Genomic DNA, 23381 nt, shown 5'->3' with positions numbered 1-23381 from the left:
CGGGCCTTGCCTATGAGTGTCAGTTATTCCTGAACCACCTGATTTTTGCCGACGACCACTACGCCGTTGTCCGAAACAGTGTAGCGTTTGCGGTCCTTTTCAAGGTCGACGCCAATAATTTCACCGTCAGCTACATAGACGTTCTTATCGAGGATGCAGTGGCGGACCACCGCCCCTTTACCGATGCGCACACCTGGCATCAGCACAGAACCTTCAACGGTCGCGCCTTCCTCAACACGCACATCCGTGGAAAGCACTGAATTGCGTACGGTAGCGCCCGAGATAATTGATCCCGACGCCACCATCGACTCCTGTGCGATACCTCCCACGACAAACTTCGCTGGTGGAAGGTTGCCGTCCTCTGTGGAGTGAATCGGCCACGTCGAGTTGTACAAGTTGAACACTGGGTACGAAGAGATGAGGTCCATGTGCGCCTCGTAGAAAGAATCAATCGTACCGACATCTCGCCAGTATCCCTTGTCGCGCTTTGTCGCGCCGGGCACTTCGTTCTGCGAGAAGTCGTACACATTTGCTTCGCCCTTGCGCACGAAGTACGGGATGATGTCGCCACCCATATCGTGATCAGAGTCCTCGTTCTGCTCGTCCTCGAGCAGCGCTTGAATCAGTGGTTCCGTAGAGAATACGTAGTTACCCATCGAAGCGAACGTCATATCCGGATCGTCCGGGGTTCCTGGTGGATCCGCGGGCTTCTCCAAAAACTCGGTGATGGTGCCGTCCTCTTCGGACTGGATGCAGCCGAACGCCGTAGCTTCTGATCGAGGCACGCGGATACCGGCCACCGTTGCAGCCTTGCCTGACTTGATGTGGTTCTCCACCATCTGCGAAGGATCCATCCGGTAGACGTGGTCTGCGCCAAAGACCAGCACGTAATCCGGCTTATCGTCGTAAATGAGGTTGAGCGACTGCACAATCGCGTCTGCAGAGCCGTTGTACCAGCGCTTGCCACGACGTTGCTGCGCCGGCACCGATGCGATGTACTGCGGAGTCGGGCCAGATACGTTCCAAGCCGTCGCCACGTGCCGGTCCAGCGAGTGCGACTTGTACTGTGTCAACACTGCGATTCGCATGTACCCAGCGTTGACCAAGTTCGACAGAACAAAATCAATTAATCGATAGTTGCCTCCAAAAGGAACGGCCGGTTTAGCTCGGTCCGCGGTCAACGGAAACAGGCGCTTCCCTTCGCCACCGGCAAGGACAATTGCAAGTACTCTAGGCTGACTTCTCACGCTTCCGAGCCTATTGAAAACTTCGTGACCTTGCAGCCTTTTGCCTCCTAAAGTGGGCAGCGCTACATTTCAGTTTTTGCTTTCCTGCACCGACGTGAATTCGTCACTATGCTCGGGCGGTATGAGAGTCGGAATGATGACCAAAGAGTATCCTCCCGAGATTTACGGGGGAGCCGGAGTCCACGTCACAGAGCTCACTCGCTTTATGCGGGAGATCGTTGACGTCGATGTTCACTGCATGGGCACTCCCCGCGACATGAAGGACGTTTACGTCCACGGGGTTGACCCTGCCCTTGAAAACGCGAACGGTGCCATCAAGACCTTATCGACGGGCCTTCGGATCGCCCACGCCGCCAACAATGTTGACGTGGCTCACTCCCATACGTGGTACGCCGGGCTCGGTGGCCACCTCACAGGCCTTCTCTACGACATTCCGCACGTTGTCACTGCGCACTCTCTCGAGCCTGACCGCCCTTGGAAGCGCGAGCAGCTCGGCGGTGGCTACAACGTTTCCTCGTGGAGCGAGAAGAACGCTTTCGAGAATGCGGACGCAGTCATTGCCGTTTCCGCGGGTATGAAAGAAGCCATCCTTCGTGCCTACCCGAGCATCCCGGCGGACAAGATTCACGTCGTACTCAACGGCATCGATCCGGCAAAGTGGTACCCCACCGAGGGAACCGTCCTGACAGACCTCGGTGTAGACCCGGCGAAGCCGATCGTCGCGTTCGTCGGTCGAATCACGCGCCAAAAGGGCGTCGCGCACCTCCTCAAGGCGGCGTCGCACTTTGAGGAAGACGTCCAGCTCGTGCTGTGCGCAGGTGCGCCTGATACACCGGAGATCGCCGCAGAGACGAAGGGGCTCGTCGAAAAGCTACAATCTGAGCGCGATGGTGTGTTCTGGGTACAGGACATGTTGCCGGCAGAAAAGATCCGCGAGGTCTACTCCGCAGCCGACGTCTTTGTGTGCCCGTCAATCTACGAGCCGCTTGGCATCGTGAACTTGGAGGCCATGGCATGCGAAACCGCTGTTGTGGCATCTCGCGTGGGTGGCATCCCGGAGGTCGTCGTGGATGGTGAGACGGGTGTGCTCGTTGACTACGACAAAACGCAGCCGGAAGCCTTCGAGCGGAATCTCGCCGAGGCAGTCAACCGGGTGGCTGGTGACAAGGATCTCTCCCGAAGGCTGGGCCAAGCTGGCCTGACGCGCGCCCGCAATGACTTCTCGTGGAAGACAATTGCGCAAGACACCGTCAAGATCTACGAACAACTCACGAAATAACGCAGGGGTGAACACCACTTAACGATGAGTACTTTCCGACCAGAACTTCACGTCACCGCAGACAGTGGCATCCTCGAGGGGCCAGCTGGTGTCATTTTCGACGGGCGCGAAGGAGAAAACAATTGGCATATTTTCTACCAATACCGCCCCACACCCGAAGCCCCGAGCCGCTGGGGCCACAACGTCAGCGACGGCGACCCGTTTAGCTGGGTCGAATGCAACGATGCCATCGTCCCCGCCGGTGGCGAATCCGCGGTTCGAGCAGGTGCCGTAATTGGTGCGCCGGAAGGCATCTACCTGTACTTCACTTCAGCAACTGCTGCTGGCAACACCATCCAGCTCGCCCACGCGCCTGAGCTGGAAGGGCTGTGCGATGAACTCCTCGAAGATACAAACGCCACACCTGGCGTGCAGCGACTTGGCGATATCGTCGAGGACACGCCTGAGTACAACAACTTCCGCTCGCCCTGCGTCGTTCCTGACTGGAAAGATGACGAGCGCGAGGAGCACGATGGCTGGCTCATGCTGGCGATCACGGGCAGCGTCGATACGCCGAAGCCAGTCGTGCTTCGCTCTATCGATGGCGTTGAGTGGCGCTTCGAAGGACCTCTCACTTTTGATGGCGACCCCGGAATCGACCTCGATGAGACGCTGGTAGCGCCACGAATTTGCAGGCTCCGCGATGAAGTTGATTCCAAGATCTACGACGTCTTCTTCTTCACGCTTGAGCGCGGTGGCAAAGACCGTTCGGCCTACATCATCGGCAAGCTGGAGAACAACACGTTCCGGGTAACCACACCTGCACAGGCGCTCGATTTCGGGCACGATTTCACTCGCCCCCGCAACACCAACTACCTCCCGGTTGCGATGGACCCGGCGCAGCGCTACCAAGGCACCTATCTCTTTGGCTTTATGACGCCCTCTGGCCGCCAAGGGTCCCCGACGAAAGAGCCGAACTGGGAAACCGAAGGCTGGGCAAATACGCTCACACTGCCACGCTATGTCACGCTCCAGGATGGTCACCTGTACCAGGTACCTGCGCCAGGGCTCCCCGAGGCGGTGAGCACGACGCGCGGCGCCCATTTGTGGACTGCGCTATGCGAGATCTCCGCAGGTGGCAGTGTCGTCGCTGAGATTGTCGACGGTAATGGTGAGGTCGCAGCTCGGGTCACCCATGCTGGCGACAAGCTCACCGTCGATCGATTCGATGGCCAAGTTGCGGAAGCCGAAATCGGCGAGGACGAGGAAGATACCATCACGGTTATCGTGGACGGTTCGACGCTCGAGGTCTATGCCGACGGCGGTGCAGTAGTGATGTCCTCGCGCATCTGGCCGGAGAACGGATGCATCGGCATCCGCTCCCGCGCAAAGGGCGACGCCAGCATCTTGAACGAGTGGCGTCGTAGTCGCTAGGTGCTTCCTGAGCGGAACGGCTTACGCCTTGCGCAGGCGCACGAGCTGTGCATGCGCGGTTACGGTCATGTGATCCGGCAGGGCGTCAAGACGACGCGCCAACTCGCCCCGCTCAATGTGGCGGGCGGATGGGCTCATTCCGACCTGGGCCGCGATAGATTCGCGGTCCAAACGCATCGGGAAGACAAGTTCCTTTGGGTCTTCGGCCAGCTCCAGGTGGCCCTCTGACTGCTCGACGAGGCGGTCCAGCTTGCCGGGCTCGACGCCTAAGATACCGAGGGGTTCACGCAGCTCATCGAGGTGGCCTTGATCCGCAATGAGCGCTACAACCTGGCCGTCATCCGCAAGCACGCGAGCGAATTCTGCTGGGTTACGCGGGGCAAACACCACGGTAATCGCGTGGATGCTCCCGGTCGCAATTGGAAGCTGTTGCCACACATCGGCCACAATCGAGCCGATTCGCGGATGTGCCTTTGCAAGATACTTCGCAGCTGGAACCGAGATATCAAGTCCGACGCCGCGCGCGCCAACCACGGAGTCCAGGGTGTGCGACAGGTAGTAGCCGGTCCCCGCGCCAACCTCGAGGATCGCCGGGTGGTCTTCCTCAGGCGCGCTGAGGTCAAGCACGTGTTCTACGTGCTCCGTCATCGCTTCAACGAACGGGGCGAAGTGCCCCTGCGACAAAAATGACTCGCGGGAGAGGACCATCTCCAACGAGTCACCGACATGTTGCAGACCTTTTCCGCTCGCCAGCGTAACGTAGCCCTGCTTCGCCACATCGTACGAGTGGCCACTTTCGGAAACGAGGCGTGAAAACTCCTCTTCACCACAAAGAGGAGTAAGGTCTATAGGATCTGCCAGCACATCAATTATGTCTTTGAGCATGCTGGATATATTACCTTAAGTTTAGAGAATTCTTATCCTACGGCTTCAATCAGCAGATTTCCGAGCTCAGTTGCCTCTTCCTTGCTCATCTCGATGACCAGGCGGCCGCCCCCGTCGGACGGAATTCTCATGACAATCTTCCGGCTTTCTTCTGCGGCTTCCATTGGTCCATTACCGGTGCGCGGCTTCATTGCTGCCATCTGTCGCTTCTCCTTCAGTCAAAACGTTTGTATCCAATACTACGCTGTTTTCGGTTAGCTGACTGATAGTCGGAGCAAAGCCGTACTTTTCACCGAGTGCGGTAAGCAGGTCATCGACCTGGTCCATCCGGTAGCCACGGTGCACCACTTCAAGGTGCACGTCTCCAATGTTGCCCTCCTCAACTGCGAGCCGGTTCGCGGACTTGACGTCCTCGGTCTCCATCATGGGTGGCAGCTGTTCGCCGCGCCCAAACAGCTGGCTAAAGAGCAAGAAACCAAGCACGCAAAAAACGGCAATGGCGATAATCAGGATGATCCAAGAAAGCATGTCATCATACTAGCGTTCAGCGCTCAGAATTTCGCACCAGGGCGGCCGTTGCCTCGTCTTCTGTTCGGAACCTAGCTGTCCGGATACCAACGCCCTGTCGAGAATTGTCGACGCCACCACGTCCGCCATCGGCCCCAGCTCCTCAAGCGGGCGGTTGCGGTGTACGCGAGTTCCAAGATCCGCTTCCGCAATAGCATTGCGTCCATACCTGGCGAAGGTGTCGATGAGCAGCCCCGACTCAACGCCGTATCCCGCCACGAACGGCAGGCGCAGCGCTGTATCTCGCCGTATTGCATATTCGCCGGCCAGTGGCTGACCAATATCACTCAATGCTGGGAAAAACCGTCGTAGCAAAGGCTTTGCAGTCAGTTCCGTGACACGCCCGCCGCCAGAAGGCCGCCCGTCCAGGGATCTTTTGTAACGAGCTTTCACAAGGTGGATCTCCGGGGTCTTGAAGGGCTCGATGAGTGCATCAATCCACCACGGCTCGAGGGAGGTGACGTCGGCGTCGATAAACACGACGAACTCTCCGCGCGCGGCCTTCACACCGCGCCACAGTGCTTCGCCCTTGCCTTCCTGCGGTTCAATCGCGCTGACCTCGCGCCAGTTCACCACACGAGCCCCCGCCCTGGCGGCAAGCGTCGCGGTGTCGTCGTGTGAATCCGAGTCGATGACCAGTACTTCCCCATCGCGCCGAACTGCATCTGCAACGCAGCAGCGTCGCACAACGTGTCCGACGGTTGCGGCCTCGTTCAGCGCCGGGATGACCACACTGACGCGCACTACGCAAGCCCCCGCACGGTATTGATCGGTGGCATATGTCCCTGGATGGCGGCGGTCATTCGGATCACGTCGAGGGTTTCGGCGACTTCGTGGACGCGAAAGGCTGCGACACCGCGTGCGGCGGACCACGCTGTCGCTGCGAGCGTCCCTGCGACTCGCTCGCCAACTGCACGGTCGAGCGTCTCGCCGACGAAGTCTTTGTTGCTCAGCGCCATGAGCACTGGCCACCCTGTTGCGACGAGCTCGTCGACTCGGCGCAGCAACTCCAGTCCGTGGAAGGTGTTCTTGCCGAAGTCGTGCGTTGGGTCGATCATCACGAGATCTTCGGGCACGCCGCAAGCAACGGCGCGCTCGGCGAGCGCTGTGGTTTCCCGGATGACGTCGGCGACGACATCGTCGTAGTGGACGCGGTGTGGGCGTGTGCGAGGTACCGCACCGCCGGTGTGGGAGCAGACGTACCCAACGCGATGCGCCCCGGCGACCTCGACAAGCTCGGGATCGTAGCCAGCCCAGGTGTCGTTGATTAGGTCCGCACCCGCCTCGATTGCGGTCTGTGCGACGTCGGCGCGCCAGGTGTCCACGCTGATGCGTATTGACGGGTGCCGGAGGCGGATGCCCCGGATGACAGGGACGACGCGTTCGATCTCCTCTGCGGGGTCGACTTCGTCGCCGGGACCTGCTTTTACCCCGCCGACGTCGACAATCGACGCTCCCTGCGCGATCACCGTATCGGCTCGATCCAGCGCTTGCTCTATCGCGAACGTTGCTCCTTTGTCGTAAAACGAATCTGGCGTCCGGTTGATGATCGCCATAACCTCTGCGATGCGGCCAGGCATCTCTTAGACGTCCTCGTTGTGAGCATCTCGCAGGCGCGCGTCTGTCATCACCTTATGTGCGTGCACGATGTGCGCGATCGCGTCGTCGACGGAGTCGGTGACGTAGAACAGGGATTCATCGCCCGGCGAGATGAGGCCGCGGCCAAGCAGCTGCTCCTCAATCCACGCAACCAGGCCGGACCAGAACTCGGTACCCATGAGCACTATCGGGAAGTTGGTAACCTTTTGGGTTTGCACCATCACGAGCGTTTCGAACAGCTCGTCCATGGTCCCGTACCCGCCCGGCAGCGCGATGAACGCCTGCGAGTACTTCAAGAACATTGTCTTGCGCGCGAAGAAGTAGCGGAAGTTCAGGCCGAGGTCGACCCAATCGTTAAGCGTTTGTTCGAACGGCAACTCAATGCCGAGCCCCACCGAGATGCCGTCGGCATCGTGGGCACCGCGGTTCGGCCCCTCCATCAAGCCTGGACCGCCACCAGTGATGACCGCGTATCCCGCCTCGACGAGCGCCTTGCCTACCTCGCATGACAGCGCATACTCTTCCGTGCCTTCGTTGAGGCGTGCGGAGCCAAACACAGTGACCGCCTTCGGCAAGTCGCTCAGTGCGTCGAAGCCTGCGACAAACTCAGACTGGATTCGCATCACACGCCACGGGTCCGCGTGCTTCCAGTCGTGGTCGCTGTAGCCCAAGGACTCCAGGAGGCGACGGTCGTGCGTCGTCGGCTGTTCGGTGTCCTCGCTTCGCAGCATGATTGGGCCGCGCAGTTTTCGCTCCTTGTCCGGTCGCGGTGACTTGTGAGGTGCCATGGGTCCTTCCTTCCTCAAAACACGTTGAGTTCGACTCTGCCAAAAACTTATATGCTAGGCCAACCCCTCCCCCGCTTGTCGTCCGAGTCCGGCCCTTTGTGACTGTGCGTTTAAGATGACAAGCATGTTACAAGGAGCGCAGGCCACAGGTATTGCCAATATTTCGCTGGACGGTACGGTACTCGACACCTGGTACCCTTCCCCTTCACTTATCGACGACCCCTCCGGCCTCACTTCCGGATCCCGCAGAGTCAGCGCGCACGAACTTGGGGACGCATTCCTCAGCCTGGTGGGCATGGACTCGGACCGGCTCGTCGAGCACGTGCCGGTGCGCACCACAATCGCGGACCTGTCCCAACCCCCTGTGGATGCCCACGACGTATATCTTCGGCTCCACCTGCTCTCCCACCGCCTGGTGCGCCCCTTCGAAGTCAACATGGAAGACTGCCTCGAACACCTCGAGCCGGTGGTATGGACGAATAAGGGCCCATGCTTGGCGGATAACTTCGAATTCGTGCGAACTCGCCTGCGTAGCAGGGGCAACATCCACGTCTACGGCATCGAGCGGCTTCCCCGCATGGTCGACTACGTGGTGCCGACTGGGGTCTCAATCTCCGAAGCGGAGCGCGTCCGCCTCGGGGCCTACTTGGCTCCGGGAACGTCCGTGATCCGTGAGGGCTACGTCTCACACAACTCCGGAGCTCTTGGACCAGCAAAGATTGAGGGGCGACTCTCCTCCGCTGTCACGGTTGGTGAAGGTACCGAGGTTGCGTTGTCGGCGGTGCTGATGGCTGCGCGCGGCAGCGGACATAACCGGATCCCGCTACGAGTCGGACGCAATTGCACGCTTCACCCCGCATCGGGTGTAATCGGGGTGGATCTCGGGGACAACTGCGAGATCGGTGTCAATGTGATGCTGGAGCCGTCGACAATTATCTACGACACAAGAAATGAGACACACATCCCAGCAAGTGAGATTGCTGGTCAGAGTGATATCAGCATCCACCAAGAGCCGGCAAGCACCACGCCCGTACTGCGCGCGCGAAACAGCTAACGCTCTACTTTTACGGGCCGAATTCGCAGAGCACGGGGCGACACAACTGCGAATGATAGGCATGAAAGTACATGAGTGTTTAAGGTAATTGCCATGTCTTTGAAAGCTTCATCGGTTGTGGCCCCAACTCGGGCGTCGACATCGTTACAGCGCGGACTGAAGACCCGGCACCTGACCATGATGGGCCTCGGCTCAGCAATTGGCGCCGGGCTCTTCCTTGGCACTGGTGTGGGTATCGCCGCAGCAGGCCCCGCTGTCATCATTGCGTACATGATCGCTGGCGCAATCACCGTGTGCATCATGCAGATGCTCGCGGAGATGGTTGCCGCGCGCCCTTCTTCGGGCACGTTTTCTACCTACGCGGAGCAGGCCTTCGGTCCGTGGGCAGGCTTTGCCATCGGCTGGCTCTACTGGTTCATGATGATCATGATCATGGCCGTCGAGATCACCGGCGCTTCCGCCATCATCGCATCATGGCTCGCGGTGTCTCCGTGGATCCCGGCGCTGACAGCGATTGTTATCTTCACGGCGATTAACTTCGCCGCAGTGCGAAACCTCGGCGAATTCGAGTTCTGGTTTGCCCTGATTAAGGTCACCGTGATTTGTCTCTTCCTCGCCCTCGGCGTGGCGTTGTGGCTGGGGCTCCTGCCGGGAACGTCGTTCGTCGGCACAACGAACATTGCCGAGTTCGGGTTCATGCCGAACGGCTGGGGTGGCGTCGCCACGGCACTGCTCGCAGTTGCGTTCGCATTCGGCGGTATTGAGCTGGTCACCATCGCGGCGGCCGAATCCGAAGACCCCGAGGTTGCCGTGCACTCTGCGATCCGCTCCATCATCTGGAGAATCGGCATCTTCTACATCGGATCCGTGTTGCTCATCGTCTTGCTGCTGCCATACGAAGACATCGGTGGGGCGAACGACGCTTCCGAGTCCCCGTTTACCGCCGTGCTGCACTTGGCAAACATTCCGGGCGCGGTAGGCATTATGGAAGCCGTCATCGTCATCGCGCTGCTCTCCGCGTGCAACACACAGATCTACGGTTCTTCCAGGTTCCTCCACAACCTGGCCCTGCGCGGCGACGCCCCCGAGGCTTTCGCACGCACCGACCACCGCGGCGTACCGATGCGCGCCGTCGTGCTCTCCGTGTTCTTCGGCTTCGTAGCTGTCGCACTACAGTACTGGAATCCCCCTGGACTGCTCGCATTCCTGCTCAACGCGGTAGGTGGCTGCCTGATCGTGTTGTGGTTCGCCATCACATTCTCGTTCCTGCGCATCCACCCGCAGCTCGTGAAGCGCAACGAGATCACGCACGTTCGCATGTGGGCTCCACGAGTCTTGCCGTGGGCAACAGTTGTACTGGCGGGAGCCATCGTGGTGCTCATGCTGACCAACCCTGACGGCCGCTTCCAAATGTTCGCGGTAGCAGTCGTCGTGGGCATCATTTCAATCGCTGGTGTCCTCTGGACCCGCACCGACACTTTCCAACAACGCGCTAAGGACGCCGCCGAGAGGAACATCCGATGACAACTCAACGCAACACTGAATCCGACGACGCCACGCTGGGCACTGGCCTCAAATCGCGTCACCTGACCCTGATGGGTCTGGGCATGGCGGTAGGCGCCGGTCTCTTTCTCGGAGTGGGCGTCGGCATCCGGGCCGCAGGCCCCGCCATCTTGGTCGCATACGCGATCGCAGGCCTGATTGTTATCTCGGTTATGCGCATGCTCGGCGAGATGGCTGCAGCCCGCCCATCCTCCGGCTCGTTCGCGACGTACGGGCGCCAGGCGTTCGGCCACTGGGCCGGCTTCCTGTTGGGCTGGCTCTACTGGTTCCTCCTCATCATGGTTGGTGGCGCCGAGATCACCGGCGCAGCCGCAATTATGTCTGGCTGGTTTGGCGTCCCCCAATGGGTTCCAGCGCTGGTCACAGTGGTATTCTTCGCTGTCATCAACCTCGCGCAGGTGAAAGGCTTTGGCGAGTTTGAGTACTGGTTCGCCATGATTAAGGTCGCCGTCATCATCCTCTTTTTGGTCATCGGCGCCGCGCTCTTCCTCGGCATCCTCCCCGGCCACGACTTCGTCGGCCTGGACAACGTCCGGGAGTCGGGCTTCATGCCGAACGGCTTCGCCGGCGTCGCCGCTGGGCTGCTCGCCGTGGCGTTCGCCTTCGGCGGTATCGAGGTTGTCACCATCGCGGCGGCAGAGTCGGAGAACCCCGCGCAGGCCGTCAAGCGCGCGGTCAACTCCATTATCTGGCGCATCGCGCTCTTCTACATCGGAAGCATCATCGTCATCATCTTGCTGATCCCATATGCTCAAATCGACGGTGCCGACTCCGCAGCAGATTCACCATTTACCCAGGTGCTCAGCATGGCAAACATCCCAGGCGTGGTCGGGTTCATGGAGGCCGTCATCGTGCTGGCGTTGCTCTCCGCGTTCAATGCCCAGATTTACGGCACGTCTCGCCTCGCCTACCAACAGGCGCTCGAAGGCGACGCGCCGCGCTGGCTTCGCGCCACGAACAAGAACGCCGTCCCAATGAACTCCGTATTGGTGTCGATGTTCTTCGCCTTCGCCGCAGTCGGCTTGCAGTGGTGGAACCCACCAGGGCTGCTCGACTTCCTCATGAACGCCGTCGGTGGCTGCCTCATGGTCACGTGGGTAATGATCACGCTGAGCTACATCCGACTGCACCCGCAGATCAAGAACTCCGCAGTGCAGGTACGCGGAGCGACCTGGGTTCCGTGGGCAACGCTGATTGCCCTCGTGGGACTCACCATCCTCATGCTTTTCGACGCCTCCACCAGAGGCCAAATTATCGCGGTCCTCATCGTCTCCGCGGTATTGATCGGCGCATCTTTCCTGGTGCGCCCATCCAAGGAAAGCGTCTAACGGGCAAGCACAACTAGGAAGACGCGGACGTTTTCGGAGCTGTTTTCGGCTTCGAAAACGTCCAAATTTTATTAATGATGTAGTTCACCGGTGTCGCGATCAGCGTCGCCAGGCCCTGCGACCAGTAGGACTTCGTGCGAAGACCGGTGGAGTCGTCGAAAATGCTGTCCGGCAAACCAATTGGGGAGTTCGGGTTCATAAACAACGTCAAGAACACCAGCGAAACAACGAATGCCATCACGCCGGTGGTGAGGAACGGGAAAAACCCGCGGATCCACGAACGCCGCTGCGGGCCCCGGAAGGTCCACGACCTGTTGAGCTGGTAGTTCCATGTGTTCGCCACGAGAAACGCCACGGTAGCAAGCACGTGATACCAGCGGACGTTAAAGCGGGTGCCGAAAAGGTTGAAGAAGATGTCGCCCTCATGCAGATTGAAGCCGACTTCGATCGCTTTCTTGGTGAGGTAGAACACCAAAAGATTGACCAGGACGCCGGAGCCTCCCACAATGCCGAAGCGCAAAAACTCGCGCAGGCTTCGAAGCGCACGCATCCCACGATGCTCTGTTGGAGTGGTCACGTGTTACTCCGAGAGTCGCTGTGCGGCCTCAGCGATGGCCTCGTCGGAAGCCGTGAGACCAACTCGAACATGCTGCGAGCCGCCAGGGCCGTAAAAGTCCCCTGGCGCAACGAGGATTCCACGCTGCGCGAACCAGTCGAGCGTCTGGCGGGCATCTGCGCCTTCCCTGCGTGTCCACAGGTACAGCCCGGCCTCGGAATGCTCAACGCTGCACCCTGCCGCGAGCAGCGCGCGCAAGAGTGTCACCCGACGGTTGGCGTAGCGAAGCCGCTGGAGTGTTTCGTGCTGATCGTCGCGGAGTGCAGCCAGCGTTGCTGCTTGGATTGGTCCTGGCACCATCATTCCGGTGTGCTTGCGCAACAGCAGAAGTTCTTGCACCAGCTTCTCGTCACCAGCGATGAAACCGACTCTGTAGGAGGCCATATTCGATGTCTTTGACAGCGAATGCAAGACCAAGAGGTTGGTGTTGTCACCACCGCTGACCGCCGGGTCAAGCAAAGATACTGGCGCACGCTCTTCGTCCCACGCCAGACCCATATAGCACTCATCTGAAACGATGATCGCGCCGGTGTCCCGCGCGTAGTCAACCCATACGCGCATCTCCTCTGCGGAGAGGACGCGACCGGTTGGGTTGCTCGGGGTGTTTAAGAATACTAGGGACGCACCATCGACTGGAACGTCAGATCGCACGACCTTGCATCCCGCTATGATCGCGGCCACCTCGTAGGTTGGGTACGCGATCTCCGGGATCACCACTATGCCACCGCGCAGGTTGAGCAGGGTTGGAAGCCACGCGACAGCCTCCTTTGTGCCGATGACGGGAAGCACAGCGTCTGTGTGCAGGTCCTGAATGTTGTATCGGCGCTCCAGCGAGTCGGCAATCGCTTGGCGTAGTTCCGCCGACCCCTGCGTCGGCGGGTAGCCAGGCGCAGCGGCATGCTCAGCCAGGGCAAGCTGGATGGAAGGGTCGACTGAATCTACCGGTGTCCCGACCGAGAGGTCAATGAGTCCGCCGGGATGGCTGGCTGCCTTCTGCTTGACATCGAGGATGGTATCCCAAGGAAACTCCGGTAGCTGCTCCTCTAAGCCGGCGCGATGGTGCGTGCTCATGCAGGTTTAACCGTCCTGGTTCTGCGGTGGTAGCGCCTCCACGAATGGGTGGTCGAAATCCTGTGGCCCAAGCTTTGTCGCCCCGCCTGGCGATCCGAGCTCGTCGAAAAAGCCGACGTTTGCGTCGTAGTACTCGGCCCATTCCTCCGGGGTGTCATCCTCGTAAAAGATGGCCTCTACCGGGCAAGCTGGCTCACATGCACCGCAGTCGACGCACTCGTCTGGGTGAATGTAGAGCATGCGCTTGCCCTCATAGATGCAGTCGACTGGGCATTCTTCGACGCAGCTGCGGTCCATTACGTCCACGCATGGTTGAGCAATCACATAAGTCATGCGTTCCAGTATGTCACTTTCGACCGAAAAGGGGCCAAACGCCCCCACCCAAACCCGCAAAAAGGAGCAGCAGCGTCAGCGGGCTCGCGGGGAGCACGACCGCTCCCCGCGCCGGGAGAGCGATAAGCAGAACAAAGAAACCTACCACCCAAACAATGAGTGGAACGAGCTTGACCAGCAGATGATCTGACCACAGCGCCGCAGTCTTCGTGAGCACCGCATTAAAGAGCGCAGCGATGACTGCCGTAAACGGCACCGCGATTCCAACAATACGTGTGTCCAAGTTGACAGCTTCTAACAAAAGTGAAATGAGCGCGCCGACAGAAAGCCAGATGAGACCTGCTGCTTTCTCGCCGCGGGCAATGTCCGCCTTGAAACGGGTTTCAGTCATCGCTCAAGTCCGCTGAGCACATCCGACGTGTCGACGACCGCTTCGCCACCGCCCAGTTGGAAATGCTCCCACGGCTGAATCGGCTGCACAATCAAGTTGGACAGCGCGTAGTACATGACTGGCCCCTTGCCCAGCACCGCGTGCGGGTTCGTCGCGCTGGTCCGCCCGTCCGCAACCCAGATTTGTGTCGCATGCGTCGCCATCGCAGCGATCTTGGCGCTGTACGCCTCACCGTCCAGGCGCACCGAAACATCGACGCTGTCCACGCCGTCGAGCTCGCCAGGCTTTGGCAAGCGCCAGCCTTCAGGCGCGACCTCAGGCAAAAGTGCGTCGGTTTCCTCCCTCTTGCGCACTGCCCACAGGATGCGCGGGATATCAAACTCCTCAGCGGCCTCGTGCACGATCTCGTGCGCACGAATATGATCCGGGTGCCCGTACCCACCGTCGGGACCGTAGGTCAAAACGAGGTGTGGACGCTCCCGGCGCAGTACTTCCAGCAACGCGTCGACTGCGCGACGCCCGCTATTGACAAATGCACGTGGGTTCTTGCTGGCCTCCGACCCCGCCATCCCACTGTCACGGAAACATCCTGCTCCGCCGAGAAACTCGCCACGAACACCTATTGCCTGGAGCGCGCCGTGCAGCTCCGTAATGCGGAACCCGCCTAGCTGATCACCATGGTCATTCGTCAGCAGTTGATATGGCTCTCCAATGACCTCGCCTTCCTCTCCTAACGTGCAGGTCACCACTAATACGTCTGCGCCGCGTCGCGCGAGGTCAAACAGCGTTCCTGCCATGGTGATGGACTCGTCGTCGGGGTGCGCGTGCACGGCGAGCACCCGGTAGCCCTGTAGGTCACGGGAGTTGTGCATGATTAATCCGATCTCCTTCGTTTCGTTTCGGTTGCAGGCGCCACGAAGCGGCCGTCGATAAGCCTGCTTTCCAGTTATTCAAATCTGCATCCGGCCCGATTATGCCCTCCCCGAGGGCGATAATACGACGCTCGCGCGCAATCGGCATCCATAGTGCCTCTTGCTCGAGCACCTCATTGACCGCCTCGGTGGCCTGCTTAAGCCCGTACGAACCGGCCAAGATTTCTTTCGCAAGCCCCACCGACTGAGGTTCACAAAAACCGGCGAGGTTGCCTGCACGAGGGGCGCCAGCGACGCAGTCCAAGCGACTCGCAGCATCCGGCAAATTTTCCGGATCGTGTTGCCACGCCACCAAAACATCAACGGTATTTTCCTCGAGACCTGAGCGAATCAGCGAACCGAAATCCGTCGCGACAACTCGTGCCGACACTCCACGATCGTGCAGCATGTCCGCCATCGATCGAGCCGCTGCTACCGCTGCGGGATCTGCAAGATCGGCACCAATGCGAATCGCACCGTGAGCCGCAACGTGTTGATACACCGCGTGCGGCTCATGCGTGCTCACTTGACCGTGCTTTGCAACCGAAACATCAGCCGTGCGGTCCAACGCAATGCTTGCAAGCAGCGGAACGTCGATCAGCGAACGAAGCTCCGAACGAACCTCAGGCGACATCCCAGACGTCGCAGAAAGCACAGCGCCTAGCACCCGTGGCGTATCGAGCATCCGCGTCTGCACACCCGGTACCAGGCTGAGCACGCGCCCGGTCGTCTCGCTAGGAACCCGATCCACAAACACCAGCTGGCCGGTGCGCAGCTGATCTGCAATCTGGGTGGTCCCGCGTACCGCGTGCAGCGTCAAAATATCTATCTTGGCAGGATTGGCCGCCCAAAACCTATCATTGCGGTTCAGCGTAATCGTTCCACGACCACGGTCTACCCCGCGCACCATGTACCGGCCAGCAGAAACCGGAATCGTGTCGCGCAGCGCCACCCCGAAATCAGAGCCGTCGGCTGCAAACACATGCGCCGGCAGCAAGTGGTCGAAAAGGCCACGCCAATCCGCAACCGGCTCAGCGAAGTCAACGTCGACGACCTTGCCCGTCGCGCCACTGACACGCACGGCATCGATCGCGCGATACCCGGCCGGGTTTCGCACCCCTGGTGTGTCCCGCATCCCCCGCCACAGGTACACAAAGTCCGCACCGGTCACCGGCGTGCCATCAGACCATTGCGCGGTCTCGCGAATGATGTAGCGCACCGTCATTGCACGCGGCGATTCTGAGAGCACCGTCGCCCCATTGAGCAGTGCGGAATTTCTCACCCCATCATGAAATGCGCTGGGAAGCACCAGATTCGCCACACTCTTCACAACCGCAGATTCATCAGCGATAAGGTGCGGGTTCAGCCCGTTTCGGAGCGAATCCACACCAACCTCCACCTGGGAGCGCACGCGAGTCTTGCCCTCCGGTCGAGCGGAAGTAGTCGTGGAATCCTCTTGCTCGTACATCTCACGAGCAGCAACATCGTTCGGATCAACGAGAGGCGGCGGGCCAGGCGACGCGGCGCATGCAGAAAGCGCAACCACGCCAGAGCACGCAAACAGCGCCACGCCGACTCGCAGTGATCGCGAGCGACGTGGCACTGAAAAGATGTGCGGATTCATCGCAGTAGATACTACCGCACCAGTGCGTAACTACTTATTGCGCTGCTTTGCACGTGAACGGGCACGGCCACGCTCTGTGGAGTCGAGGATGATCTTGCGCACGCGCATCGCCTCCGGAGCGACCTCAACGCACTCATCCTCGTCGCAGAACTCAATTGCCTCATCCAAGGACAGCGTACGGGCCTTCGCCAACGTGACGGTCGCGTCGGCGGTTGCGGAGCGCATGTTCGTCAGCTTCTTTTCCTTCGTGATGTTGATGTCCATATCCTCATCACGGTTGTTCGCACCAACGACCATGCCCTCGTAGGTCTCTGCACCAGGCTCCACGAAGAAATCGCCACGGTCCGCGAGTTGCGTCAGCGCGTACGCGGTGACCTGGCCAGAGCGGTCAGCGACCAGCGAACCGGTCGGACGGCCCTTGATCTCGCCCGCCCATGGGCGGTGCTCAATCGAGTAGGAGTTCGCAATGCCAGCGCCACGGGTCTCGGTCAGAAACGTCGTACGGAAGCCAATCAGGCCACGAGCCGGAACATCGAACTCCATGCGAACCCAATCGCCGGAGCCCGTGTTGCCCATCGCCGTCATCTGGCCCTTGCGGGCCGCCATCAGCTGGGTAACAGCGCCCTGGTGTTCGGAGGGGACGTCGATAACCATGTGGTCGTACGGCTCGTACACCTTGCCGTCGATCTCCTTGGTCACGACCTGCGGCTTACCAACGGTCAGCTCAAAGCCTTCACGACGCATCGTTTCAATCAGCACGGTCAGGGCCATCTCGCCGCGACCTTGCACTTCCCAGGTGTCCGGACGCTCGGTCGGCAACACCTTGATGGAGACGTTACCGATAAGCTCCTGGTCAAGGCGCGCCTTGACCATGCGGGCGGTCAGCTTATCGCCACCGTTGCGACCAGCCATCGGCGAGGTGTTCACGCCGATGGTCATCGAAATTGCAGGGTCATCGATCTTGATACGCTCCAGCGGCTCAATGTGGTCGACATCGCACAGCGTGTCACCAATCATGATTTCGTCGATGCCGGAAACAGCGGCAATATCGCCAGCAACTACGCCGTCCTTCGCCGGAACTCGGTCGAGCCCCTCGGTGACCAGCAGCTCGGCAATCTTCACGTTCTTCACGTGCTGCTCACCCTCGGCGTCATAGTGCACCCAAGCAACAGTGTCGCCCTTCTTGACGGTGCCCTTGTACACGCGAATCAGCGCGATACGGCCCAGGAACGAAGAGGAGTCAAGGTTCGTGACCTGCGCCTGCAGCGGTGCATCGATCTCAGCGGAAGGCTCCGGCAGCACGTCGTAGATGACGTTGAACAACGGGAGCAGATCATCATTGTCAGGCAGATTACCGTTGCCTGGGTTCTCGAGCGAAGCCCGGCCAGCGCGACCCGACGTGTACAGCACAGGGAGCTCGAGCAGGTTCTCCGCGGCCTCTGCTGCCTCCGGATCCTCCAGCCCCGCACCAAGCTCAAGCAGCAAGTCCTGGGCCTCTTCAACGACTTCGTCAATGCGGGCATCCGGGCGGTCGGTCTTATTTACGCAGATGATGACCGGCTTCTTCGCTTCCAACGCCTTGCCCAGCACGAAACGAGTCTGCGGCAGCGGGCCTTCGGAGGCGTCGATAAGCAAGACAACGCCGTCAACCATGGACAGGCCACGCTCGACCTCACCACCGAAGTCGGCGTGACCCGGCGTATCGATCACATTAACAACAAGGTCTGTACCGTTCTTGCCCTTCCCCTTGCGGCGGATAGCGGTATTCTTCGCCAAAATGGTGATGCCACGCTCGGACTCGAGCTCGCCGGAATCCATCACGCGGTCACCGTGTTCGCCGTGGTCAGAGAATACGCCGGACTGCTCCAGCATTGCGTTGACCAATGTAGTCTTGCCGTGGTCAACGTGAGCGACAATCGCTACGTTTCGAAATTCAGGATGCGACACTGAAACCGGTGCTCCTTCGCATAGGTGGAAATAACGGTTAAATGCTACTCGCAAAGCACAAAACATGCACCTTGTAGCCCGCTCCTCACTTGACCCTGTTACAAAAGTGACTATTGTGACTAGGGTTATGGCTTTTCGACGGCCACCCTACCTGTCATGCGAAGGAAAGTTAGGTCACCACGTGCGCCCCTCCCACTTCACGCGTCGCGCCGCGATCCGCCTTACTACGCTCTGCGCTGCGTGCGCCCTCGTTACTGCACCACTCGCGAGCGCTCAACAGCCCAGCATCCCGTCATCTCTCTCATCCGCGGTTGATGGACTCGGACGCCCCACGAACAACACCGTTGCTCGTGTCAACCAATTCGCAGATCAACCCTTCGTACCGCCACAGGTAGCTAACGCACTGCGCACCGCCGTAAACTTCTTCGCCGGTACAGGCGAACTTGGCGGCCCGCCACTGCCAAAAGACGCACCGGCGTTTACGCAGTTCTACTGGCCGACGGTCTCTAGTAACTGCATCGGTCCAGGCCTGCACTCCACGGCCTCCGCGCTCGTTGTACCTGGACCCGCACCCGCACCAGCCCCAGGCGCCAAAGCTGGGGAAGCCACATTCGTGTTTACCGCCCTCGGTACTCCACCAGCGGCAGAGCGTCAAGGCCTCATGAACGCGTACTGGATCAACCTCAACTCGGGCAAGACCGGTGTAACGCCGCTTGCGAATAATCAGATAAACCCAACAGGACCAACCACCCTGTCCGCAACCGCAAAAACAGGGCCCGGCAGAGTCCTCGCAGTGATCAATGGTGCCGCGCGCACCGAAAACAATGTCTGTCACTTCGCCCCAGCAGCAGCACAGTTCAACGTAAGGTAGCCAGCCTATGACCGTCGATCTTCATCCAGTGAAGCAGGAAACCTTCGACATCTCCGCGAAGGTCAACACCGATCCGAAGGGGTTCCTGCGCCAGGTGGATGTCTTCACGACGACCAACTTCGGCCTCTACATGGCCCGAGGCGCAAACCACCCACGGTTTGGATACTTGGAAAGCTGGCTGCTTCCATCGCTTGGTCTCCGCGCAAACATCTTCCACTTCCGCCAAGGCATCGATGTACAACAAGATTTCTACTTCGACGTCGCAGATATCACCGAAACAGATGGCGTCTGGCAGACGCGCGACCTCTACGTCGACCTAGTGTCCCTGACCGGACGTCCGATCGAAGTCCTTGACATCGACGAGCTTGCCGCGGCGACGTCCGCAGGGCTTATCACTGCAGAAGAAGCTGAACGCGCCATGGAAGTGACCCTCAACGCCGTCGAGGGAATTACCCGCCACGGCGACGACGCGATGCGGTGGCTCTCCAGCCTCGGCATCGACCTCACTTGGGCAGAGCGCGTCACGCTCACCCCGGCTGACTAACGCCGCTCAATAGTCACGTCGAAGTAAACGGCACCTCGCCTAGCTCTGTGCTCCTGCTCCTGGGCCGCCCACATATCCCAAAACGGCGCATACCCTGGGTCACGCTGCAACGCCCGCGAACGACGCAGCGACTCTGCCGCCTCTACCCACAGCGTGTTCACACAGCCACGCGCCCGCGCCGCCGCGATCGACGCCTCGGTCACTGCACCAACGCCCTCAATAATAAGGTCGCCTTCTGGGTCAAGGCTGACCCACTCCCCGCGGCGTTGACACTCCCAGTCCCAACGCCAGTATCCCGGCTCATTGAGCGAAAGTACATCCCGCTCCACAATTCTGGATCCTTCTTCAAGCCCGCTCCAGCCAGGATAAAACTCATCGCAATGCACCACTCGAACGCTGAGCGCAGCACCAATTTGTTCAGCCAATGTGGTTTTGCCGGCGCCGGAGGGGCCGTCGATAAGCAGTGTGTAAGCCATGAGCTACGAGACGCTCCACACTGGCCGGAAGTACCCAGTGGCAACTGAAAGCCCCAGCGCGACGCACGCGACAGCGATGCATACAACCATGACAACCCAATCGCGCCTGGTAAGCCGCGACTCTCGAGCCCACGTACGCTTTTGCGGGCCGCCGAATGCGCGAGCCTCCATCGCGGTAGCAAGCTTGCCTGCCCTGCGCAGAGACATCACCAGCAAGCCGAAGGCCAACGAAAACCAATACTTCACGCGTCCCGTATCAGCAATGCCACGGGCACGGCGCGCCATTCGCATCGCCTCAACATCCTCACGAAGCAGCGTCAACATACGAAACGCAGCGACTGATCCCAGAACGAAGCGCTCTGGCAGCTTCAACACCTGGGACAGCCCATCGCCAAGATCCGTTGGATCCACGTGCGCAGACAACACAATGACGGGCAGCGCAATGGCAAACACGCGAAGCACCATTGATAATGCGAGCGAAATGGACAGCTCCGTCACATGGATGAGACCCCACTCAAGGTAGGTTTCCCCACCTGACTGGCCGTATAGCGCCATCGGGATACCCGCGAGCGGGGCAACAACAAGAATTGGTAACGCGCGTTTGAAAAACGTCCTAAATGACAGCCCGCACAGCGGCACGACTGCCAGCGTAAACGCAATGGCGACAACTGCAGAAACCCAATCGATCGTCACCATAAGCGGTGTAGTCAGCAACGCCAATCCCAGAATCCGCGTTACCGGATTCACCCCATTGAGCACGTTCATTCCCGCACCCCGCCTTCCGCATTCATCTCGTTGCGCAGCTCCTCCATATGGTCGCCCAACGAACTGACGAAGGCCTCATCGTGAGTAATTGAGATGATGGTTTTCCCCTCGTTGGCCAACTCACGGATCAACGAAACTACCTCTACAAAGGTTTTGTCATCCTGCCCAAAGGTCGGCTCATCAAGAATGAGGAGCTCAGGGGCATTCACTAGCGCAGTCGCTACCGAAAGCCTGCGCTTCTCTCCTCCTGAAAGTGTAAAGGGATTTGCTGCTACTACGTGTTCAAGCTTCAGTCGTTGCAACAGCTCATCGACGCGGTGTGCCGACGCACCCGACAACGCAACTTCATCGCGCACATTCGCGGTCACGAACTGATGCTCCGGTTCCTGGAACACATAGCCAATCCGTTGGGCCAAGTCCTTCGACTTCCAGCGGTGCGACGGTGTAGTCAGCCCGCTTCGAATCCGCGGCGAGTACTCCAAAGTGCCACTGAGTGGCGCGACGAGCCCAGCGAGCGCTTGCACTAGCGTCGTCTTTCCAACACCGTTCTTGCCTGTAATCACGGTAGAAAAGCCCTCTGGTACCGCGATGTTGCGGGGTGAACCGAATGCAACCCGGAGATTCTCAGTACGCAGCGCGCTTACCGCGCTGGCAGGGACCTTCAACGCTGGCGGCAACTGCGGTGGCATTGGGAGCTGATCCGGGCCGCTGCGCTGTAGCCCATCCGCGGTGAGGTGGTAGAACGTGTCCACGAAGCCTACCCAGTGTGCAGGTCGGTGCTCCACCACAATCAAGGTCGCCCCTGTGCGGCGACACACGGCATCGACTGCCCGCACAACATCGTCGCGCCCTTCCGGGTCAAGGTTTGCCGTCGGCTCATCCAGCAGAATGATGTCAGCGCCCATGGCCAATACTCCCGCCAATGTGAGTCGCTGCTTCTGCCCACCAGAAAGGTGCGCGGTGTTGTGGTCCAACGGCACATCCAGGCCCACTGCATCCAGCGCAGCGCGCACACGGGGCCAGATTTCCTCTGGCGGAATCCCCATATTCTCGGCACCAAACGCAACGTCGTCGCCAACGCGAGTCAAAATCGTTTGTGCCTCTGGGTCCTGCATCACCATGCCAACCGTGCCGTTGACACTCACGGAGCCAAGAACTTGGCCTTCCTCACCATCTGCCGCCAACCCAGCTAAAACGGCAAGCAGCGTTGACTTGCCAGCGCCAGAGTCTCCCGTGAGCAGCACGCGCTCCCCACGAGAGACGGTCAAGTCCACCCCGGTAAACGCAGGCTTCGGGCGAGTCGCGTGTTTATAGCCCAGGCCCTGTGCCTGGATGACCTGGTCCCCCGTAGCCACCGAGGCTACACCTCCTGTTGGAACCGCTCGCGTCCTGCACCGAAGCGGTCAAGCGCACCAGTCTTAGCCAGAGCATCAACCAAGAGTTTTGCAACAATACCAGCAAGCAACGCGCCCGATACCAGCATGCAGCTGAGGTAAATCACGTTGAACGCCAGGCCCATCGCGAAGTTGGCAGACAGGAACAGCTCAAGCACGAACGCGCCCACTGCGCTGCCCATACCGGCAAGCACCGCCACAGTCGTCGAAAACTTCTTGTAGGCGAAGATCAGGAACACGATCTCTGCACCGAGACCCTGTGCCAATCCTGAATACAGCGTCTCGATCCCCCACTGGCTTCCGATGACCGCGGACACAGACGCCGCCAGCACTTCCACGAACACCGCAGCGCCAGGCTTGCGAATTACCAACCCACCAAGCGTGCCACCGAGGAACCAGATACCGGTGAACAGGCCACCAAGACCCGGGGTGAGCGCATCAAAGGCCTTAAATCCTGCGTACCCGACGCTGTTCCACATCCAAAAAATGAGCCCGCATGCCACCCCCAAAACGGCTGCAGTAACAATATCAATGACACGCCACGAATGGCTTCCACGCGTATTCATACGCTTACATTCCTTCCTAAACGCCGGCATTACCCGGATCAGGTTCAACGGTTCGCTTGTGCATCTCAGCCTTCGCTTTTCTCTCCAACGAAGACACCCGTGTATGAAGTTGTGACAATACTGTACATTCCCTAAACGCTACGCCACAA

25 protein-coding genes and 1 riboswitch are annotated in these 23381 nt (G+C 59.7%); of the genes, 7 read left to right on the top strand and 18 right to left on the bottom strand.

From position 1 onward, the window contains the following. Positions 1–23: 23 nt before the first annotated feature. Positions 24–1247, bottom strand: a complete 1224-nt coding sequence (glgC, locus tag QP752_RS08065; RefSeq protein ID WP_070479448.1) for a glucose-1-phosphate adenylyltransferase — start codon at positions 1245–1247, stop codon at positions 24–26. Between the two features lie 121 nt (positions 1248–1368). Between glgC and glgA the strand changes: the two genes are divergently transcribed. After that, on the top strand, positions 1369–2526 hold the full coding sequence (glgA, locus tag QP752_RS08060) for a glycogen synthase (protein ID WP_070362678.1): 1158 nt from the start codon (positions 1369–1371) through the stop codon (positions 2524–2526). 24 nt (positions 2527–2550) lie between these two features. Continuing rightward, positions 2551–3939: a GH32 C-terminal domain-containing protein gene (locus QP752_RS08055; RefSeq protein WP_070479446.1), complete on the top strand. Its 1389-nt coding sequence runs from the start codon at positions 2551–2553 to the stop codon at positions 3937–3939. 21 nt (positions 3940–3960) lie between these two features. Here QP752_RS08055 and QP752_RS08050 read toward each other — a convergent pair whose 3' ends face one another. From QP752_RS08050 to QP752_RS08025, 6 genes are read right to left on the bottom strand one after another with little or no spacing between them, the layout of a single operon-like run. Beyond that, positions 3961–4824, bottom strand: a complete 864-nt coding sequence (locus tag QP752_RS08050; RefSeq protein ID WP_070362680.1) for a methyltransferase domain-containing protein — start codon at positions 4822–4824, stop codon at positions 3961–3963. A 32-nt stretch (positions 4825–4856) separates the two neighbouring features. Then, positions 4857–5024 carry a DUF3117 domain-containing protein gene (locus QP752_RS08045; RefSeq protein WP_070362681.1) on the bottom strand — a complete coding sequence of 56 codons (168 nt, stop codon included), beginning with the start codon at positions 5022–5024 and terminating at the stop codon, positions 4857–4859. Further along, positions 4996–5352 (bottom strand): hypothetical protein, encoded by a 357-nt coding sequence (locus tag QP752_RS08040; protein ID WP_070362682.1) that lies wholly within the window; start codon positions 5350–5352, stop codon positions 4996–4998. Before QP752_RS08040 ends, QP752_RS08045 begins: the two co-directional genes overlap by 29 nt. A 9-nt stretch (positions 5353–5361) precedes the next feature. Next, on the bottom strand, positions 5362–6135 hold the full coding sequence (locus QP752_RS08035; RefSeq protein ID WP_070479444.1) for a glucosyl-3-phosphoglycerate synthase: 774 nt from the start codon (positions 6133–6135) through the stop codon (positions 5362–5364). Continuing rightward, positions 6135–6971 (bottom strand): dihydropteroate synthase, encoded by an 837-nt coding sequence (gene folP, locus QP752_RS08030; RefSeq protein ID WP_070362684.1) that lies wholly within the window; start codon positions 6969–6971, stop codon positions 6135–6137. The genes QP752_RS08035 and folP overlap by 1 nt, the downstream gene beginning before the upstream one ends. Before the next feature lie 3 nt (positions 6972–6974). Then, positions 6975–7778 carry a TIGR00730 family Rossman fold protein gene (locus tag QP752_RS08025; RefSeq protein ID WP_070362685.1) on the bottom strand — a complete coding sequence of 268 codons (804 nt, stop codon included), beginning with the start codon at positions 7776–7778 and terminating at the stop codon, positions 6975–6977. A gap of 115 nt (positions 7779–7893) precedes the next feature. Here QP752_RS08025 and QP752_RS08020 point away from each other — a divergent pair, with 115 nt between their 5' ends. From QP752_RS08020 to QP752_RS08010, 3 genes are all read left to right on the top strand, one after another. Beyond that, the gene (locus QP752_RS08020; protein ID WP_070479443.1) at positions 7894–8832 is read left to right on the top strand and encodes a succinyltransferase; all 939 of its coding nucleotides are present in this window, start codon (positions 7894–7896) and stop codon (positions 8830–8832) included. 93 nt (positions 8833–8925) lie between these two features. Next, positions 8926–10356: an amino acid permease gene (locus QP752_RS08015; RefSeq protein WP_284805226.1), complete on the top strand. Its 1431-nt coding sequence runs from the start codon at positions 8926–8928 to the stop codon at positions 10354–10356. Beyond that, complete coding sequence (locus QP752_RS08010) at positions 10353–11723, top strand: amino acid permease (RefSeq protein WP_070976247.1); 1371 nt, start codon at positions 10353–10355, stop codon at positions 11721–11723. Before QP752_RS08015 ends, QP752_RS08010 begins: the two co-directional genes overlap by 4 nt. Positions 11724–11736: 13 nt before the next feature. Here the strand turns inward: QP752_RS08010 and QP752_RS08005 are convergent, their stop codons facing one another. From QP752_RS08005 to typA, 7 genes are read right to left on the bottom strand one after another with little or no spacing between them, the layout of a single operon-like run. After that, the gene (locus QP752_RS08005) at positions 11737–12273 is read right to left on the bottom strand and encodes a GtrA family protein (protein WP_070362689.1); all 537 of its coding nucleotides are present in this window, start codon (positions 12271–12273) and stop codon (positions 11737–11739) included. A gap of 30 nt (positions 12274–12303) precedes the next feature. Next, the gene (gene dapC / locus QP752_RS08000) at positions 12304–13410 is read right to left on the bottom strand and encodes a succinyldiaminopimelate transaminase (RefSeq protein WP_070479440.1); all 1107 of its coding nucleotides are present in this window, start codon (positions 13408–13410) and stop codon (positions 12304–12306) included. A 6-nt stretch (positions 13411–13416) separates the two neighbouring features. Further along, positions 13417–13743: a ferredoxin gene (fdxA, locus tag QP752_RS07995; protein ID WP_070362691.1), complete on the bottom strand. Its 327-nt coding sequence runs from the start codon at positions 13741–13743 to the stop codon at positions 13417–13419. A gap of 13 nt (positions 13744–13756) precedes the next feature. After that, complete coding sequence (locus tag QP752_RS07990; RefSeq protein WP_070479438.1) at positions 13757–14134, bottom strand: hypothetical protein; 378 nt, start codon at positions 14132–14134, stop codon at positions 13757–13759. Further along, positions 14131–15009: an N-acetyl-1-D-myo-inositol-2-amino-2-deoxy-alpha-D-glucopyranoside deacetylase gene (mshB, locus tag QP752_RS07985; protein WP_083290977.1), complete on the bottom strand. Its 879-nt coding sequence runs from the start codon at positions 15007–15009 to the stop codon at positions 14131–14133. The genes QP752_RS07990 and mshB overlap by 4 nt, the downstream gene beginning before the upstream one ends. Next, complete coding sequence (locus tag QP752_RS07980) at positions 14990–16669, bottom strand: ABC transporter family substrate-binding protein (RefSeq protein WP_284805223.1); 1680 nt, start codon at positions 16667–16669, stop codon at positions 14990–14992. The genes mshB and QP752_RS07980 overlap by 20 nt, the downstream gene beginning before the upstream one ends. A gap of 30 nt (positions 16670–16699) precedes the next feature. After that, positions 16700–18616, bottom strand: a complete 1917-nt coding sequence (typA, locus tag QP752_RS07975; protein ID WP_284805221.1) for a translational GTPase TypA — start codon at positions 18614–18616, stop codon at positions 16700–16702. A 181-nt stretch (positions 18617–18797) separates the two neighbouring features. On the opposite strand from typA, the gene QP752_RS07970 reads away from it, so the two are divergent. Both QP752_RS07970 and QP752_RS07965 read left to right on the top strand, forming a co-directional pair. Continuing rightward, positions 18798–19487: a hypothetical protein gene (locus tag QP752_RS07970; protein WP_070479429.1), complete on the top strand. Its 690-nt coding sequence runs from the start codon at positions 18798–18800 to the stop codon at positions 19485–19487. A gap of 7 nt (positions 19488–19494) precedes the next feature. Then, complete coding sequence (locus QP752_RS07965; protein ID WP_070362697.1) at positions 19495–20031, top strand: DUF402 domain-containing protein; 537 nt, start codon at positions 19495–19497, stop codon at positions 20029–20031. Here the strand turns inward: QP752_RS07965 and QP752_RS07960 are convergent. From QP752_RS07960 to QP752_RS07945, 4 genes are all read right to left on the bottom strand, one after another. Next, positions 20028–20507, bottom strand: coding sequence for a (d)CMP kinase (locus tag QP752_RS07960; RefSeq protein ID WP_070362698.1), 480 nt, complete (start codon positions 20505–20507; stop codon positions 20028–20030). The two genes, QP752_RS07965 and QP752_RS07960, sit on opposite strands and share 4 nt — an antisense overlap. A gap of 3 nt (positions 20508–20510) precedes the next feature. Beyond that, positions 20511–21272 carry an energy-coupling factor transporter transmembrane protein EcfT gene (locus tag QP752_RS07955; RefSeq protein ID WP_070362699.1) on the bottom strand — a complete coding sequence of 254 codons (762 nt, stop codon included), beginning with the start codon at positions 21270–21272 and terminating at the stop codon, positions 20511–20513. Continuing rightward, a complete protein-coding gene (locus QP752_RS07950) occupies positions 21269–22627 on the bottom strand; it encodes an ABC transporter ATP-binding protein (RefSeq protein ID WP_284805217.1) in 1359 nt (452 codons plus the stop codon). Before QP752_RS07950 ends, QP752_RS07955 begins: the two co-directional genes overlap by 4 nt. A 5-nt stretch (positions 22628–22632) precedes the next feature. Further along, positions 22633–23232 carry an ECF transporter S component gene (locus tag QP752_RS07945; protein ID WP_070362701.1) on the bottom strand — a complete coding sequence of 200 codons (600 nt, stop codon included), beginning with the start codon at positions 23230–23232 and terminating at the stop codon, positions 22633–22635. Continuing rightward, positions 23228–23343: riboswitch (TPP riboswitch) on the bottom strand. It overlaps the preceding gene by 5 nt. Positions 23344–23381 lie beyond the last annotated feature (38 nt).

This window comes from Corynebacterium sp. UMB10321, assembly GCF_030228725.1.
Lineage (GTDB): Bacteria > Actinomycetota > Actinomycetes > Mycobacteriales > Mycobacteriaceae > Corynebacterium > Corynebacterium pseudogenitalium.
This window is presented reverse-complemented; position numbering and strand designations above follow the sequence as displayed.

Excerpts from the sequence above, each read along its gene's own strand:
- QP752_RS08040 (WP_070362682.1), bottom strand. The coding sequence starts at position 5,352 with ATGCTTTCTTGGATCATCCTGATTATCGCCATTGCCGTTTTTTGCGTG.
- glgA (WP_070362678.1), top strand. The coding sequence starts at position 1,369 with ATGAGAGTCGGAATGATGACCAAAGAGTATCCTCCCGAGATTTACGGG.
- QP752_RS07980 (WP_284805223.1), bottom strand. The coding sequence starts at position 16,669 with ATGAATCCGCACATCTTTTCAGTGCCACGTCGCTCGCGATCACTGCGA.
- dapC (WP_070479440.1), bottom strand. The coding sequence starts at position 13,410 with ATGAGCACGCACCATCGCGCCGGCTTAGAGGAGCAGCTACCGGAGTTT.
- fdxA (WP_070362691.1), bottom strand. The coding sequence starts at position 13,743 with ATGACTTATGTGATTGCTCAACCATGCGTGGACGTAATGGACCGCAGC.
- QP752_RS08050 (WP_070362680.1), bottom strand. The coding sequence starts at position 4,824 with ATGCTCAAAGACATAATTGATGTGCTGGCAGATCCTATAGACCTTACT.
- QP752_RS08020 (WP_070479443.1), top strand. The coding sequence starts at position 7,894 with ATGACAAGCATGTTACAAGGAGCGCAGGCCACAGGTATTGCCAATATT.
- QP752_RS07990 (WP_070479438.1), bottom strand. The coding sequence starts at position 14,134 with ATGACTGAAACCCGTTTCAAGGCGGACATTGCCCGCGGCGAGAAAGCA.
- QP752_RS08010 (WP_070976247.1), top strand. The coding sequence starts at position 10,353 with ATGACAACTCAACGCAACACTGAATCCGACGACGCCACGCTGGGCACT.
- QP752_RS08045 (WP_070362681.1), bottom strand. The coding sequence starts at position 5,024 with ATGGCAGCAATGAAGCCGCGCACCGGTAATGGACCAATGGAAGCCGCA.
- QP752_RS07960 (WP_070362698.1), bottom strand. The coding sequence starts at position 20,507 with ATGGCTTACACACTGCTTATCGACGGCCCCTCCGGCGCCGGCAAAACC.
- QP752_RS07945 (WP_070362701.1), bottom strand. The coding sequence starts at position 23,232 with ATGAATACGCGTGGAAGCCATTCGTGGCGTGTCATTGATATTGTTACT.
- QP752_RS07955 (WP_070362699.1), bottom strand. The coding sequence starts at position 21,272 with ATGAACGTGCTCAATGGGGTGAATCCGGTAACGCGGATTCTGGGATTG.
- QP752_RS08015 (WP_284805226.1), top strand. The coding sequence starts at position 8,926 with ATGTCTTTGAAAGCTTCATCGGTTGTGGCCCCAACTCGGGCGTCGACA.
- QP752_RS08025 (WP_070362685.1), bottom strand. The coding sequence starts at position 7,778 with ATGGCACCTCACAAGTCACCGCGACCGGACAAGGAGCGAAAACTGCGC.
- folP (WP_070362684.1), bottom strand. The coding sequence starts at position 6,971 with ATGCCTGGCCGCATCGCAGAGGTTATGGCGATCATCAACCGGACGCCA.
- QP752_RS08005 (WP_070362689.1), bottom strand. The coding sequence starts at position 12,273 with ATGCGTGCGCTTCGAAGCCTGCGCGAGTTTTTGCGCTTCGGCATTGTG.
- QP752_RS07965 (WP_070362697.1), top strand. The coding sequence starts at position 19,495 with ATGACCGTCGATCTTCATCCAGTGAAGCAGGAAACCTTCGACATCTCC.
- QP752_RS08055 (WP_070479446.1), top strand. The coding sequence starts at position 2,551 with ATGAGTACTTTCCGACCAGAACTTCACGTCACCGCAGACAGTGGCATC.